General features: G+C 59.6%; 14 protein-coding genes. 8 read left to right on the top strand and 6 right to left on the bottom strand.

Going from position 1 to position 14,468, the window contains the following annotated elements; genetic code table 11:
* Positions 1–232: 232 nt before the first annotated feature.
* From argC to ACM3N8_RS12075, 6 genes are all read left to right on the top strand, one after another.
* Positions 233–1,240, top strand: a complete 1,008-nt coding sequence (gene argC, locus ACM3N8_RS12100) for an N-acetyl-gamma-glutamyl-phosphate reductase (protein WP_416016175.1) — start codon at positions 233–235, stop codon at positions 1,238–1,240.
* A 23-nt stretch (positions 1,241–1,263) separates the two neighbouring features.
* Positions 1,264–2,043: an acetylglutamate kinase gene (gene argB / locus ACM3N8_RS12095; RefSeq protein WP_043142293.1), complete on the top strand. Its 780-nt coding sequence runs from the start codon at positions 1,264–1,266 to the stop codon at positions 2,041–2,043.
* 24 nt (positions 2,044–2,067) lie between these two features.
* On the top strand, positions 2,068–2,985 hold the full coding sequence (locus ACM3N8_RS12090; protein WP_241325706.1) for an ornithine carbamoyltransferase: 918 nt from the start codon (positions 2,068–2,070) through the stop codon (positions 2,983–2,985).
* 57 nt (positions 2,986–3,042) lie between these two features.
* Positions 3,043–4,278: an argininosuccinate synthase gene (locus ACM3N8_RS12085; RefSeq protein ID WP_416016174.1), complete on the top strand. Its 1,236-nt coding sequence runs from the start codon at positions 3,043–3,045 to the stop codon at positions 4,276–4,278.
* A 395-nt stretch (positions 4,279–4,673) separates the two neighbouring features.
* Positions 4,674–6,056 (top strand): argininosuccinate lyase, encoded by a 1,383-nt coding sequence (gene argH / locus ACM3N8_RS12080; RefSeq protein ID WP_274452751.1) that lies wholly within the window; start codon positions 4,674–4,676, stop codon positions 6,054–6,056.
* A 126-nt stretch (positions 6,057–6,182) separates the two neighbouring features.
* Positions 6,183–6,818, top strand: coding sequence for an FMN-binding negative transcriptional regulator (locus ACM3N8_RS12075; RefSeq protein WP_290018986.1), 636 nt, complete (start codon positions 6,183–6,185; stop codon positions 6,816–6,818).
* 117 nt (positions 6,819–6,935) lie between these two features.
* Here the strand turns inward: ACM3N8_RS12075 and ACM3N8_RS12070 are convergent, their stop codons facing one another.
* The 6 genes from ACM3N8_RS12070 to ACM3N8_RS12045 form a co-directional block, all read right to left on the bottom strand.
* Positions 6,936–8,894 carry an acyltransferase family protein gene (locus ACM3N8_RS12070; RefSeq protein WP_290018987.1) on the bottom strand — a complete coding sequence of 653 codons (1,959 nt, stop codon included), beginning with the start codon at positions 8,892–8,894 and terminating at the stop codon, positions 6,936–6,938.
* A gap of 137 nt (positions 8,895–9,031) precedes the next feature.
* Complete coding sequence (locus ACM3N8_RS12065) at positions 9,032–9,493, bottom strand: hypothetical protein (RefSeq protein ID WP_098980831.1); 462 nt, start codon at positions 9,491–9,493, stop codon at positions 9,032–9,034.
* Between the two features lie 203 nt (positions 9,494–9,696).
* Positions 9,697–9,909 (bottom strand): hypothetical protein, encoded by a 213-nt coding sequence (locus ACM3N8_RS12060; RefSeq protein WP_098980830.1) that lies wholly within the window; start codon positions 9,907–9,909, stop codon positions 9,697–9,699.
* A 184-nt stretch (positions 9,910–10,093) separates the two neighbouring features.
* A complete protein-coding gene (locus tag ACM3N8_RS12055) occupies positions 10,094–10,435 on the bottom strand; it encodes a DUF1294 domain-containing protein (RefSeq protein ID WP_098980829.1) in 342 nt (113 codons plus the stop codon).
* Positions 10,432–11,022 (bottom strand): sugar O-acetyltransferase, encoded by a 591-nt coding sequence (locus tag ACM3N8_RS12050; protein WP_098980828.1) that lies wholly within the window; start codon positions 11,020–11,022, stop codon positions 10,432–10,434. Before ACM3N8_RS12050 ends, ACM3N8_RS12055 begins: the two co-directional genes overlap by 4 nt.
* 79 nt (positions 11,023–11,101) lie before the next feature.
* Positions 11,102–12,364 (bottom strand): MgtC/SapB family protein, encoded by a 1,263-nt coding sequence (locus ACM3N8_RS12045; protein ID WP_043557462.1) that lies wholly within the window; start codon positions 12,362–12,364, stop codon positions 11,102–11,104.
* A 210-nt stretch (positions 12,365–12,574) separates the two neighbouring features.
* Between ACM3N8_RS12045 and ACM3N8_RS12040 the strand changes: the two genes are divergently transcribed.
* Both ACM3N8_RS12040 and ACM3N8_RS12035 read left to right on the top strand, forming a co-directional pair.
* The gene (locus ACM3N8_RS12040; protein WP_098980827.1) at positions 12,575–13,576 is read left to right on the top strand and encodes a sulfate ABC transporter substrate-binding protein; all 1,002 of its coding nucleotides are present in this window, start codon (positions 12,575–12,577) and stop codon (positions 13,574–13,576) included.
* A gap of 68 nt (positions 13,577–13,644) precedes the next feature.
* Positions 13,645–14,220, top strand: a complete 576-nt coding sequence (locus tag ACM3N8_RS12035) for an RBBP9/YdeN family alpha/beta hydrolase (protein ID WP_416016173.1) — start codon at positions 13,645–13,647, stop codon at positions 14,218–14,220.
* The last annotated feature ends 248 nt before the right edge of the window (positions 14,221–14,468 follow it).

Raw genomic sequence — 14,468 nt, 5'->3', positions numbered from 1 at the left:
TGCAAAGTGAGTGCATGAATATTCTGTAAGTTTGCCTGAATATCTGGCTCATCGACAAGGCTTCTAGTTGTAAGGGAAAGTTAATGTTCTGTCACCTGATCTATAACCGACGACACACACCCGCCTGAATTGCCCCTCCGCACGCGTTGCGTCAAAGGGGCGGTTCCTCACCCCTTGCTCCATCTGCAGCACCATGCTGTGAATTTCGAACCCTGACTTGGAATACTCAATAATGCTTAACACCGTTATCGTCGGTGCCAGTGGCTACGCGGGAGCCGAACTGGCCGCACTGGTCCAGAACCACCCTCAACTCAAGCTGTTCGGCCTCTATGTGTCGGCCGGCAGCCAGGATGCCCACAAGCGTTTCTCTTCTCTGCATCCCCAGTGGGTCGGCGCGCTGGATCAGCCGCTGCTGCCGCTGGACGAGGATGGCATGACCCGGATCCTGACTCAGGCCGATCTGGTGCTGCTGGCCACCGCCCACGAGGTGAGTGCCGAGCTGGCACCCAAGTTCCTGGCCAAGGGTCTGCCGGTGTTCGATCTCTCCGGTGCCTTCAGGGTCAAGGATCAAGGCTTCTACCACAACTTCTACGGCTTCACCCACGAGAGCGAGCAGTGGCTGGATCAGGCCGTCTACGGCCTGGCGGAATGGAACAGCGATGCCATTGCCGCCGCCCAGCTGATTGCGGTGCCGGGTTGTTACCCGACCGCTTCCCTGTGTGCCCTCAAGCCGCTGCAGCAGGCCGGCCTGATCGCCAAGGGGTGGCAGCCTATCATCAACGCCGTGTCCGGTGTTTCTGGCGCAGGTCGCAAGGCAGCCATCAACACCAGCTTCTGCGAAGTGAGCCTGAATCCCTACGGCACCTTCAACCACAGACACCAGCCTGAGATCAGCCACCACCTGGGCTGCGAGGTGCTCTTCCAGCCCCACCTCGGCAACTATGTGCGCGGCATCCTGGCCACCATCTATGTGCAGCTGGCGGACGGCGTGACGCCGACCCAGGTGGATCAGGCCTTCCTCAAGGCTTACGAAGGCAAGCCGCTGGTGCGCCTCACCGGCCAGATGCCCTCCATCCGTGGCGTGGCAAGCACCCCTTACTGCGATATCGCCTGGCAACAGCAGGGCAACATGCTGGTGGTGGTTTCCGCCATCGACAATCTGCTCAAGGGCGCCGCCTCCCAGGCTGTGCAATGCATAAATATCAAATTCGGATTTGAACCGGCCACCGGCCTGATTTAAGGACTTAAGGAAGGATTGCAACGATGGACAAACAGACGCTGGTAATCAAGTTGGGTGGTGCCCTGATCGAGAACGACGAGGCGCTGACCGCCCTGTTCGCCACCCTCAAAACCTTTCTGGATGAGCAACACAGACCCCTGGTGCTGGTGCACGGTGGCGGCTGCCTGGTGGATGACCTGCTCAAGGGGCTGGGTCTGACTTCCACCAAGAAGAACGGCCTGCGGGTGACCCCGTTCGAACAGATCCCCTTTATCGCCGGTGCCCTGGCGGGGACCGCCAACAAGCAGATGATGGCCAAGGCCATCGCCACCGGCATTCCGGCCGTGGGGCTCTGCCTCGCCGATGGCGGCCTCTGTCAGGTAACCCAGCTCGACCCGGATCTCGGCGCGGTCGGCGACTGCAAACCGGGCAACCCGGCGCTGGTGACCGGCATACTGGGGCAGGGCTTCCTGCCGGTGGTGAGCTCCATCGGCATCACGGCCGATGGCCAGCTGATGAACGTCAACGCGGATCAGGCGGCCACCGCCATTGCCGAGGCGCTCGGCGCCGATCTGGTGATGCTGTCGGACGTGAGCGGCATCCTGGATGGCAAGGGCAAGCTGGTGCCGCAGCTGAACAAGGCGACCGCGCTGGATCTGATGGAGAAGGGCGTGATCAGCGATGGCATGGCGGTCAAGGTGAAAGCCGCGCTGCATGCTGCCGAGACCCTCGGCAAACCGGTCTGTGTGGCCAGCTGGCGTTACCCGGATCAACTGCTCAAGCTGCTGGCCGGTGGTGCCGTCGGCACCCAGGTCACCCTCTAACCCGGCCGGAAAAAGGAACATCCGATGCAACATCTTCTGAAAGACAGCGACTTGAACAAATCCCAGATCCTGGCGCTGATCGCCCTGGGCAAAGCGGTCAAGGCCGACCCTAAAAAGTACAGCCAGGCGCTGGCGGGCAAGAGCGTGGTCACCCTGTTCGAGAAGCCCTCCCTGCGCACCCGGGTCACCTTCGACATCGGCATCGCCAGACTCGGTGGCCACAGCGTCTATCTGGATCAACAGAACGGCGCGCTGGGCAAGCGCGAATCGGTGCAGGACTTTGCCGCCAACCTGTCGCGCTGGTGTGACGCCATAGTCGCCCGGGTATTCGACCACCAGACGCTTGTTGGATTAGCAGAGCACGGCACAGTGCCCGTGGTGAACAGCCTGTGCAACCTCTACCACCCCTGCCAGGGGCTGGCCGACTTTATGACCATTGCCGAGCACTACGCCGATCTGTCCAAGGTGAAGCTGGCATATCTGGGCGATGGCAACAACGTCAGCCACTCTCTGCTGCTGCTGGGGGCGACGCTCGGCACAGACGTGACCCTGATCTGCCCCAAGGGCCATGGCCCGGATACCCAGATCTTCCTGCAGGCCCAGGCGCTGGCGGCCGATTCCGGCGCCACCATTCACATCAGCGATGATGTGGGGGATATCGAAGGGTTTGACGTGGTTTACACCGATACCTGGGTCTCCATGGGTGACAACACACCAATGGAGCAGGTAAAAGATATCTTTATGCCTTATCAGATCAACCAGGCCCTGCTCGACCGCACCGGCATCCAGCATGTGCTGCACTGCCAGCCGGCGCACCGGGAGCTGGAGATCACCTCCCAGGTCATGGATGGCCCAGCCTCCCTCATCATGGACGAGGCCGAGAACCGTATGCATATCCAGAACGCCGTGTTGCTGACTTTGTTTGGACAGGGTCACAAGTAACGCGGCAACCGAACCTGAAGCACAACCTTTTATCGAATCATCATGGAGAGAAGTAAAATGAGCGGAATCAACAAGATAGTACTGGCTTACTCGGGCGGACTGGATACCTCGGCCATCATTCCCTGGCTGAAAGAGAACTATGACGCGGAAATCATCGCCTTCGTCGCCGATGTCGGCCAGGAGCGCGACGATCTGGACGGGATAGAGCAAAAAGCCATCGCCTCCGGCGCCACCAAGTGCATCGTCAAGGATCTGCGCGAAGAGTTCGTCAAAGAGTACGTCTACCCGACCCTGAAGACAGGGGCCGTCTACGAAGGCACTTATCTGCTGGGCACCTCAATGGCCCGTCCCATCATCGCCAAGGCTATGGTGGAAGCTGCGCTGGCGGAAGGCGCCGATGCCATCTCCCACGGCTGCACCGGCAAGGGCAACGATCAGGTGCGTTTCGAAGGCGCCGTGGCTGCTCTGGCCCCGCAACTGAAGGTGATCGCCCCCTGGCGTCTGTGGGACATGCGCTCCCGTGAAGATCTGCTGGCCTATCTGGAAGCCCGCGACATCCCCTGCAAGGCGACCCTGAAGAAGATCTACAGCCGCGATGCCAACGCCTGGCACATCTCCACCGAGGGTGGCGAGCTGGAGAGCACCTGGAACGAGCCGTCCGAAGCTGTCTGGCAGTGGACCGTCTCCGCCGAGCAGGCACCGAACGAGCCGGAATACGTCAAGCTGACCGTGGCTCAGGGTGAAGTGGTCGCCGTTGACGACCAGCCGCTGACCCCGCACCAGATCCTGATGACCCTGAACGAGCGTGCCGGCAAGCACGGCGTCGGTCGCATCGACATCACCGAAAACCGCATGGTGGGCATGAAGTCCCGTGGCTGCTACGAGACTCCGGGTGGTACCGTCATGGTGGCTGCACTGCGCGCCGTGGAAGAGCTGGTACTGGACAGACCGACCCGCGCCTGGCGCGAGAAGCTGGGTGCCGAGTTCTCCCACCTGGTCTATGACGGTCGCTGGTTCACCCCGCTGTGCAAGGCCATTGTCGCCTCCGCCAACGCCATCGCCGAGGATCTCGACGGCGAGGTGATCCTGAAGATGTACAAGGGTCAGGTCACAGCGGTGCAGAAGAAGTCGCCGAACAGCCTCTACTCCGAAGACTTCGCCACCTTCGGCGCCGATGAAGTGTACGACCAGAGCCATGCCGAAGGCTTTATCCGTCTCTACACCCTGGCCAGCCGGATCCGCGCCATGAAGGAGCAGCATCAGGCCATCGGCGGTGATCATACCCACGGCTAAGCCTTGAGGTTTCAAGCCGCAGAAAATCGGTGAGGGGGCTTGGCCCCCTCACTTATAAGCGGCTAAGCGGCGACCTGGTTCTCACAGGGATAACCAGTGAGCTGTGACAAGAGCGGCAGCACCTCGGCTGCTTCTGTGAGATAACAGGGCCAGTTTCCGAATGATGTTGGTGTGTTTTGCTCCCTTCTCCCCTTGTGGGAGAAGGGTTGGGGATGAGGGGTTGGTAGCCAACCATACCCTCACCCTGGCCCTCTCCCAGAGGGAGAGGGAACAGAGCCATGGCCGCGTGGATTCCAACATAGAACGTTAAGACCTCATGTGCAGGAAAGCACAGGGCAAGGTTTCAATTACGGCAGGCGCAGGCGCCTACCGACAACGTATTCAAGGAGAGCAGTATGGCACTTTGGGGTGGACGCTTCAGTCAGGGAGCAGACAGCAGGTTCAAGCAGTTCAACGATTCGCTGCGCTTCGATTACCGCTTGGCGGAGCAGGACATTCAGGGCTCCATGGCCTGGGCCAAGGCGCTGGTCAAGGTGGGTGTATTGACCGCCGATGAGCAGGGCAAACTGCAACAGGCGATGGAGGTGCTGCTTGCCTCGGTGCAGCAGGATCCCCAGCAGATCCTCAGCTCGGATGCCGAAGACATCCACTCCTGGGTCGAGAGCGCGCTTATCGCCGCCGTCGGCGATCTCGGCAAGAAGCTGCACACCGGTCGTTCGCGCAACGATCAGGTCGCCACCGATCTGAAACTCTGGTGCAAGGCGCAGGGTGAGCTGCTGCTTGCCTCCATCACCGCCCTGCAAGCCGGACTGGTCGCCTCCGCCCGTGCCAATCAGGCCGCCGTGCTGCCGGGTTACACCCACCTGCAGCGCGCCCAGCCGGTCACCTTCGCCCACTGGGCGCTGGCCTATGTGGAGATGCTGGAGCGGGATTATTCCCGCCTGCAGGATGCGCTCAAGCGCCTCGACACCAGCCCGCTCGGCTGCGGCGCCCTGGCGGGCACCGCCTATGCCATCGACCGCGAAGCCTTGGCGCTCGACATGGGCTTTGGCGGCGCCACCCGCAACAGCCTGGATTCGGTCTCGGATCGGGATCACGTGGTGGAGCTGATGCACGTGGCGTCGCTCTCCATGACCCACCTGTCGCGCTTTGCCGAAGACCTGATCTTCTACAACACTGGCGAGGCTGGGTTTGTCGAGCTCTCAGATGCGGTCACTTCCGGCTCGTCGCTGATGCCGCAGAAGAAGAACCCGGATGCGCTGGAGCTGATCCGTGGCAAGACCGGCCGGGTGGTCGGCGCCCAGATGGGCATGCTGATGAGCCTCAAGGCGCTGCCGCTGGCCTACAACAAGGACATGCAGGAAGACAAGGAAGGGCTGTTCGATGCCCTCGACACCTGGCACGACTGCCTCGATATGGCGGCGCTGGTGCTGATCGATCTGAAAGTGAACGTCGAACGCACCAAGGCGGCGGCCCAGGGCGGCTACGCCAACGCCACCGAGCTGGCAGACTATCTGGTGGCCAAGGGGATTCCTTTCCGTGAGGCGCACCATATCGTCGGCGAGACAGTGGTCTATGCGATCGGCGTGAAGAAGCCGCTGGAAGATCTCTCTTTGCCTGAGTTCCAGCGCTTCAGCCCCGTCATCGGCGAGGATGTCTATCCCAATCTGGAGCTGGAAGCGACCCTGGCCAAGCGGGTCGCCAAAGGCGGCGTCGCCCGGGAGCTGGTGGATGCGGCCCTCACCACCGCCGAACAGTGGCTGGCCAAGCGCGGCTAGTCGCCGAGCTGGATGAACCGAAGAGGGCTTAGGCCCTCTTTTTATATCTGCGCCATCGCCTGCCGACCTCGATTGCGCAAGAATGGGCCTCTGCATGGAAGCCAATGCCTCGCTCAAGGAGCCCTTATGTATCAACCACCCCATTTCGCCGTTACCGATCCCGAGACGCTGTACCAGTTGATCCTGGCCCACCCGCTGGGGGCTCTGATCACCCACGGTGAGCGGGGGCTGGATGCGAACCATTTGCCGTTTGAGCTGGACGCCGGTAGTGGCGAGCAGGGCGTCCTGCGCGCTCATGTTGCCCGCAACAACCCGCTCTGGCAGGAGGTCAGGGATGGCGACGAGGTGCTGGTGATCTTCAAGGCTGCCGACGGCTACGTCTCCCCCAACTGGTATCCGAGCAAGCAGGAGCATCACCAGCAGGTGCCGACCTGGAACTACGCCGTGGTCCATGCCCATGGTCGCATCCGGGTGCGCGACGATGCCCGCTTCGTGCGCCGCCTGCTGGCAAGTCTGACGAGGGTTCATGAGGCGGCGGAGCCCAAACCCTGGAAGATGGCGGACGCGCCGCGAGACTATCTCGAGGCCATGGTACAGGCCGTGGTTGGCATCGAAGTCGAGATAACCGGGCTGGTGGGCAAGTTCAAGCTGAGCCAGAACAAGGAAGAGGCGGACCGACAGGGGGCGGCCAACACCTTGCAGGCTCGCGGGCAGACCGCGCTGGCAGAGGCGATGCTGAGTCCACCACCTTCACTACCCTAGCGTTGCATCCTGCGATCCGGCCCGAAAAAAATGGCAACCCCGAGGTTGCCGTTTTTGGAGCACGTATTGTGGTTATTCTTGTTTTGGGCGTCTTAATATCATTTAGCCAGATTACCCTTACTGAAGATATTTGCTCAGTACGGGATCTTTTAGCAGTATTTCTTTAACTACGAAGTCTGAACCTGATAATGATAGATGGCCATAGTCCCATACTAAAGGCATATTGTCGTCATCTACTTTGGCAAGGCATTCACTGTTATTACAGAGATGATCCAGCAATGAAATATAATGTGATTTTGGGTGGTCTCCAAACGTGGCTTTCATTTTCCCGTCACTATTAAATAATGAACTGTCAAACGAATTGTCATTAAACATTTTTTCATGTGTGGAGAAATGTCTCAGTGCAATGGTCCTGGGTAAGGATGGTTGCCATTGTGGGACTGGTCCTAGCAGGACAACATTCTTGATACCCAGATTGTACAGGTGATCGACAATTTCGCTGTAATTGTTTTTTTCATGTTCACTCTTCTGTACCATTATGACTACATCAGGTTGCAAGCGAGCAATTTCATGTAAGGCAAACTCATTTGAGCGATCACATGCGATCTTGAATTCGCCTTTGGTTGCCGTATCACTGCCAAGATGTGGCTGGCATGCAGATGTTGCAACTTGATATAATGAAGTATTGCTCTGCAAATGCTGTCTCAACCCATAGGACAAAGCTTGCGCATGTGAGTCACCCCAGAGGAACACCCCTCTTTTATTGCCTTGCAGTTGAGTACATGAGGCTGCAATGTCTCCATTTTTAGCGATATACTTTTCATCATCAAAGAAATCACATTCCAATCTGTATTCTGCTCTTACAGAGGATGATAAGTAATTTTCACGAGAATATTTGTCAATATATGATGACGATGCTGAAGAGGCCCCATGACGCCATGGGTAATTAGCACCTTGAGATAAATATATTCCGCATGAGCTCATGATGATCAATGTTGCAGGGATGCATATGAACAGGGGCTCTTTATACTGGCCAAGCTTACTAAGCGCTATTCTGGTAGGATTTTCAACGAAACGATAGGAGCATTCCCCAATGATGATTGACAGTATGATACCTGCAATTATTAATGTTGCACTGTTTGAGGCGCCAAGGTAATTCAGTATTACGACCAGTGGCCAATGCCATAAATAAATTGAATATGAACTGGCACCCAGATGTCTGGCAATGAAGTTGTCGGTAAACCATGAATTTTGTCTACCCGCGGCCAATACCAGTATGGCGCCTGCTGTGGGCAGTAGTGCATAAACACCAGGCCAGCCCATGGCAGCATCAAACGATATGATGGCGATCACAATCATGATCAAGCCGACTGCTTCCATTATTCTGGCTTGTTGTGAAGGAATCGCTCTTGATCTGATCACCCACCACACCAGTCCTCCGGCCAGCATTTCCCAGGCCCTGGTTGGTAGAAGATAAAATGCCGCACTAGGCCAACGCTGTGTAGCGTAAATTGATAGAACAAAAGAAAGCAGGCCAATAACTCCTAATGCGACCTGAGTTACTCGCTTACCCAGCATGCGCCATATCAACATTACACCTAGTGGCAGAATAATATAAAATTGCCACTCTACGGATAATGACCATGTATGCAGCAGCCATTTCTCATGAGACGCTGCATCAAAATAACCAGCCTCGCGCCAGAACTGTAAATTTGATACAAAAGTGGTTGCTGCTGCAGCGTGGGTTGCCAGCATATGATAATCCGCGCTAGGCAACCAGAACCAGCCGAGTATGAGCAAGGCTGAGCATAGCACCAGTAATGCCGGGATTATTCGCCGGGCACGAGCGAGATAAAATCCCCACAGTGAAAACTGGCCACGCTCCATTCCTGAAATGATAATGCGGGTCATCAGAAAACCGGAAATGACGAAAAATACATCAACACCAATAAATCCACCGGCAAAGCCAGGTACGCCAAAATGGTACAGCACAACAGCTATTACAGCCCATGCTCTTAAGCCATTAATATCCTGCCGAAACGACTTTGGCTGGACAGGAATAGAAGGTGTTAGCATCGTTCAAGACTCGAATTAATGCGGAATACCGCAGGCATGAAAAGTCAGCATCATACCACAGACCTTTCTACCATCTTCAGGTGCCTGGACGAAAAATAGTCATCTTGTTAAACAAAATTGTTTTTGCCATATCCATTTCAGACACTGGCATTGAGCAGTTTGCCAACCCCTTCCCCCTTGCCATTGGGCAGGGTCTGCTTGAAGGCGCCGAGCAGCTGATCCAGGTTCAGATCGCTGTTGCCCAGTGTGCCCTTGAGGGTATCGAGTTCACTCTGCAGGGCGTCGAGACGGGTGCTCTGGGTGCCGTTGGCCAGCTGGCTGCGGGCCGTGTCTATGGCCTCGGGCAGCGACTGGCCATTGTTCTCCTGACCCAGGGTCTGCAGCAACTCGCTCATGAAGTGGTTGATGGCGGGGCGGTTCGGCTCGCTGTTGGCGTCCTTAACTCCCAGCCGCTGGAACAGGCTCTGCACCGTGGGTGCCAGGCGATCTTCCTGCACGGGGGACTCGGCCTTGGCCTGTGGCGTGCCGTCGCCGAGCAGCTTGCTGCCGAGCTTGAGGGCAAGGGAGGCGAGGGGAAGCAGGGTGCTGATGGCGATCATGATGTCACTCTCCGGTACGGCTGATGACAGTGACAGAGCAGGGATTGGGCCAGTTTGGTGAAAAATGCAGCAGTCGTGGGCAGGCCGCTGATCCTGTTGTGAATTTAGTTTTGCAGGCCGTAGGGGGGGAGGGGCAAGTGTGGGGGAAAGCGGCAACCCCTTGCAGCCCGGAAGCTGGCCGGTTTGCCGCCATCGCTGCCGGTTCACAGATTCTTGAACGGGCGGCGCTTCTCCTCTTCGATGACGATGGCTTCCAGAGTGGCGATCCGCTCCCGCAGTTCCTGGATAAGCACATCCTGTTTGCCGAGGCGATCCGTGATGCGGATATCCCCCAGCTGGTAGCGGGCGCGTTTGCTGAGATAGCCGAACAGCATGCTGATAAAGACGATCAGGACTATGCCTGTCCACATTGTCATGGGTGACTCCTTGTCGATAAATACGCGAGAAAACCGCCTTGCAGGCCCTCTGTTGTCTCATACCCAGAAAGGGGTCGCAATGCCCGCGCTGGTGAGGAGTATGAGCCCTCGGCTCAGGCCAGTGCCTATGTGCAAGCCGCGTCACTCCGTTGATCGGTGCGTCGTGCTGGCGCCTTGGCGATCCTCAGACCCCTTGCCAGAGGGGCCGGCCGAGCCAGAGTCCCCACAGGGTGAGGTGCAGCAGCACGATAAACCAGAACACCAGCCGGTAGCTGCCCTTCTGGGTCTTGTGGCGCAGCCAGTGACGGGCCACCAGGGCCCCGGGCCAGCCGCCGCACAGCTCCAGCAGATGGAGGCGGGATTCGGGGATGCGCCAGCCACCGCGAATGGCCTGCCGTTTGTCGTGGGCATAGGCCAGCGCCGTCAGCAGGCTCATTGTGGTGACTATGGCCAGCGGCCACCAGTTGGCGTCAACCAGGCCAAGCCAGGCGGTCCAGAGCAGGGGAAACAGGGCCAGCCAGATCACAGTGCCAGCTCCCAGCCGCGGGGGGCATCCGGCGTCAGGGTGCGGATCACGCGAGCGGGGTTGCCCACCGCCACCGAGTCCGCCGGTATGTCGCGGGTGACCACGGCACCGGCGCCTATGATGGATCGCGCCCCGATCGTGACGCCGGGGCAGATGATGGCGCCGCCGCCGATCCAGCAGTCATCGCCTATGTGAACCGGCTTGTTGTAGGCGGTCCAGTTGCGCCGCTCCAGATAATCCGTGCTGTGGGTGGCGGTGTAGATCTGCACGTTGGGGGCCAGCAGCACATGGTTGCCGATGTGTACCTCGCCCACGTCGAGTATGGTGATGTTGAAGTTGAAGAAGGTCTTCTCGCCGATGTGGATATTGCGGCCGAATTCGCAGGTGAAGGGGGTGCTTATCCAGCAGGAGTCGGGGCAGTGGCCGAACAGCTCGCCGCACAGGCGCTGGCGCAGTGGCTGATCTCCGGCCGGGGAGGCGTTGAGTTGTGCCAGCAGCGCCTGGCCGCGGATCCGGTCGTTCGCTATCTCCTCGCTCTGGCTGTCCAGGGCGCCGCCCGCCAGTACCTTGTCCCAATCGCTTGCCATGCTCACCTCTCCTCATGTGCCAAGAGGGGCCAGTATACGCCAGCGACCCGGCGGCGTCAGGCTGTCACTTGCTGCAACCTCAGGCGCCCGGCCAGATGAGCGGCAGGATCAGCAGGGCAGAAACGAAGTAGGGCAGCAGCACCCTCAGCCCCAGCCTGCGGCCGCCTATCCCCAAGGCCAGCAGCCCCTTCACCAGCGAGTTGACCAGCCCGGCGAGCAGGATGCCGCGGGCTGCCACCTCCAGCGCCAGCTCCTTGTGGGAGAGTTGGGAGAGCGACAGGGTAATGGCGTCCACGTCCGTGATCCCCGAGACCAGCGACAGCAGATAGACACCTGAGTTGCCCACCTTGCTCTGCAGCAGGGTGGCCATGAAGCCGATCAGTGCCAGCAGCAGGCCGAACTTGATGGCGGTGGCGAGATCGAGCGGGTTGCTGGTCTGGGGCTGCACAGGACCATCGGTCAGCTCCTCGCGCTGGCGCCAGAACCAGAAGGCGAAGCCGTAGACGGTGGCCGCCAGCAGCAGCAGGGGCGCCGCCAGGCGCATCGCCAGCTCGCTGTGAATGAGCAGCACCAGCACCAGCAGCCGCAGCCACATGGTGGCTCCCGCCATCAGTATGCCGGTGGCCAGCAGCCGCTCCAGCCCGCCCTGTTCCCTGTTGAGGCGGGCAAACTGCAAGGTGAGGGCGGTGGAGGAGGCGAGCCCCGCCAGTATGCTGGTGAGCACCAGTCCCGAGCGGGTGCCGAGCAGGCGTACCGCGAAGTGGCCCGAGAACGAGATGCCGGCGATCACCACCACCATCAGCCAGATCTTGAAGGGGTTGAAGGCATCGAGGGGTCCCATCTCCTCGTTGGGCAGCACCGGCAGCAGCACCAGGGAGATGAGCAGGAAGCGCAGAGTGGCGTGGAATTCTGTCTCGCTCAGAAACAGCATCCCCTGCTGGATCTTGCCCTTGAGCCCCATCAAGAGGGCCGCCAGCACGGCGCAGGCTACCGCCTCGCTCGGGCTCAGCAGCACGGACATCAGCCCCAGCAGGTAGGTGAGCAGCATGGCCACCGAGCTGGTGAGGCCGAACTCCCCCTGCCAGCGTTGGGCCAGCCAGACCGAGAGACCGCAGCCCGTCACCACCGCCAGCAGGCCGAGCAGCGGCAGCCAGGGCCCCAGGGTCGGCAGCAGCAGGGCGCAGACACCGCCGAGCAGGCCGATGAGGCCATAGGTCCGCATTCCGGCGATGCGCTGGTTGTCCCCCAGCTGGCGCACCTGCCAGCCGCGCTCCAGTCCTATGATGAGGCCGATGGCCAGTGACACCAGGGCACCATTGACGGGGTCTGCATTGATCCACATAACGACTTCCTTTTCGTTGTGCCATGGCCTTGATCCCATGATGGCACAGCCAACAGGGGGGCAGGGAGGCATGGCTCACAGAGTGTGCGAGTGGCGCCGGTCGGCGGGTTGATATGAGCAAAAGAGATAAGCAAAGCGTTATTTCTTGGTTCTCGGCATAACAAGCCCACGGCATGCTGCATTCAACCCAACGAGATATGGAGTATCACCATGAAACTGCGAACGACCGCCCTCACCCTGCTCTCTCTGCTGGCCCTCGGCCAGGCCAACGCCGCCGAGATCCGCCTGCTCAACGTCTCCTACGATCCGACTCGCGAGCTGTTCCAGGAGTACAACGGCGCCTTCGCCAAGGAGTGGAAAGCCAAGACGGGTGACGATGTGGTGGTGAGCCAGTCTCACGGTGGCTCCGGCAAGCAGGCTCGTGCCGTGGTGGACGGGCTGGAAGCGGACCTGGTGTCGCTGGCGCTGGCCTATGATGTCGACGCCGTCGCCAAGCAGGGCTTGATCGCCGCCGACTGGCAGAGCCGGCTGGCCAACAACGCCTCTCCCTATACCTCCACCATCGTCTTCCTGGTGCGCAAGGACAATCCCAAGCAGATCAAGGATTGGGGCGATCTGGTGCGCAAGGACATCGCGATAGTGACGCCGAACCCCAAGACCTCCGGCGGGGCGCGCTGGAACTACCTGGCGGCCTGGGGCTACGCCCTGAAGAAGAGCGGCAGTGAGGAGGGCGCCAAACAGTTCGTCGGCGATCTCTACAAGAACGTGAAGGTGCTGGACTCCGGCGCCCGTGGTGCCACCACCAGCTTCATCGAGCGCGGCCTCGGCGACGTGCTGCTGGCGTGGGAAAACGAAGCCCTGCTGGTGCTCAATCAGCCCGGCAACCGCGACAAGTTCGAGCTGGTGGTGCCGTCGGTCTCCATCCTGGCGGAGCCGCCGGTGGCCGTAGTGGACAAGGTGGCCAAGAAGCACGGCACGGAAGCGGTCGCCAAGGCCTACCTCGAGTACCTCTACTCCGACGAGGGACAGCGCATCATCGCCAAATACCATTATCGCCCCAGCAATCCGGCGATCCTGAAGGAGACGGCGGCCCAGTTCCCGCAACTGACCCTGTTTACCGTCAAGGATCTGGAAGGGGATTGGGACAAGGCCCAGAAGAAACACTTCGCCCAGGGTGGCCTGTTTGACCAGATTTACCAGCCGGGCGGCTAAGGCGCCCCGCTTCCTTGTGGCATGTTCACCCCGTACTGGCCCCTGTGCCAGCTGATAGGAGCACCAAGATGAACAAGATCCTCCTGGTTCCCGGTCTGCACAACAGTGGGCCGGATCATTGGCAGAGTCGCTGGCATCAATATTTCCCTCACTGGCAGCGCATGGTTGGCCTGCCGTGGGACAAGCCGGACCTGACGGTCTGGAGCGCCAAGCTGGCGAGCAAGCTGCGCAGCCGGCGCGGCCGGGCCCATCTGGTGGCTCACTCCTTCGGTGCCCTGGCGGCCATCATGGCGGCGCGCCAGCAGCCTGACAAGGTGGCCTCGCTGTTTATCGTGGCGCCGGCCGATCCGGCCCGTTTCGGTTTGCCTGACGAGCTGCTGGCGGGCTCGCTCAAGGTCTCGGCCCAGCTGATCGCCAGTCGCAATGATCCCTGGATGAGCTTCGAGCGGGCCGAATACTGGAGTCGCCAGTGGCAGGTGCCGCTGTTCGATGCCGGCGAGGTGGGCCATATCAATGCCCAGTCCGGCCATGGGGAGTGGAGCCAGGGGCTCAACCTGCTCGGCACCCTCTATCGGCGGGCCGAGATGGTGGTCGAACCGGCGCCGGCCGTGTGGGAGCGGCGCGCGGCCCTCAGTTTCCGTTGATGTTTTCGCTGATCCGGTTCAATACGCCGACAAGGAGAGAGATAGCACCCGACACCACAACAGTTGATTTTTGATGGCTTGGTACATTGCACGACGCTCCATTTTTTAGGTCTTTTATTTATATAAAAGACCTTTTTTTCATTTTATGGCTCTAAAAGCCTGATCCGCCGTTGTTAGATAAAAAAGTGCTTAGCAAAGGCATTATTGGTGTTTGTTGCCCCTAACTGGAATGCGCAGAATCGCTCTAT

It is taken from the genome of Aeromonas sp. A04 (assembly GCF_047780465.1).
GTDB classification, from domain to species: domain Bacteria; phylum Pseudomonadota; class Gammaproteobacteria; order Enterobacterales; family Aeromonadaceae; genus Aeromonas; species Aeromonas bestiarum.
The sequence above is the reverse complement of the archived record's forward strand: the minus strand, read 5'-3'. Positions and strand labels throughout refer to the sequence as shown.

Excerpts from the sequence above, each read along its gene's own strand:
- ACM3N8_RS12090 (WP_241325706.1), top strand. The coding sequence starts at position 2,068 with ATGCAACATCTTCTGAAAGACAGCGACTTGAACAAATCCCAGATCCTG.
- ACM3N8_RS12050 (WP_098980828.1), bottom strand. The coding sequence starts at position 11,022 with ATGGCAAGCGATTGGGACAAGGTACTGGCGGGCGGCGCCCTGGACAGC.
- ACM3N8_RS12060 (WP_098980830.1), bottom strand. The coding sequence starts at position 9,909 with ATGACAATGTGGACAGGCATAGTCCTGATCGTCTTTATCAGCATGCTG.
- ACM3N8_RS12085 (WP_416016174.1), top strand. The coding sequence starts at position 3,043 with ATGAGCGGAATCAACAAGATAGTACTGGCTTACTCGGGCGGACTGGAT.
- ACM3N8_RS12045 (WP_043557462.1), bottom strand. The coding sequence starts at position 12,364 with ATGTGGATCAATGCAGACCCCGTCAATGGTGCCCTGGTGTCACTGGCC.
- ACM3N8_RS12040 (WP_098980827.1), top strand. The coding sequence starts at position 12,575 with ATGAAACTGCGAACGACCGCCCTCACCCTGCTCTCTCTGCTGGCCCTC.
- argB (WP_043142293.1), top strand. The coding sequence starts at position 1,264 with ATGGACAAACAGACGCTGGTAATCAAGTTGGGTGGTGCCCTGATCGAG.
- ACM3N8_RS12075 (WP_290018986.1), top strand. The coding sequence starts at position 6,183 with ATGTATCAACCACCCCATTTCGCCGTTACCGATCCCGAGACGCTGTAC.
- ACM3N8_RS12070 (WP_290018987.1), bottom strand. The coding sequence starts at position 8,894 with ATGCTAACACCTTCTATTCCTGTCCAGCCAAAGTCGTTTCGGCAGGAT.
- ACM3N8_RS12035 (WP_416016173.1), top strand. The coding sequence starts at position 13,645 with ATGAACAAGATCCTCCTGGTTCCCGGTCTGCACAACAGTGGGCCGGAT.
- argC (WP_416016175.1), top strand. The coding sequence starts at position 233 with ATGCTTAACACCGTTATCGTCGGTGCCAGTGGCTACGCGGGAGCCGAA.
- argH (WP_274452751.1), top strand. The coding sequence starts at position 4,674 with ATGGCACTTTGGGGTGGACGCTTCAGTCAGGGAGCAGACAGCAGGTTC.
- ACM3N8_RS12065 (WP_098980831.1), bottom strand. The coding sequence starts at position 9,493 with ATGATCGCCATCAGCACCCTGCTTCCCCTCGCCTCCCTTGCCCTCAAG.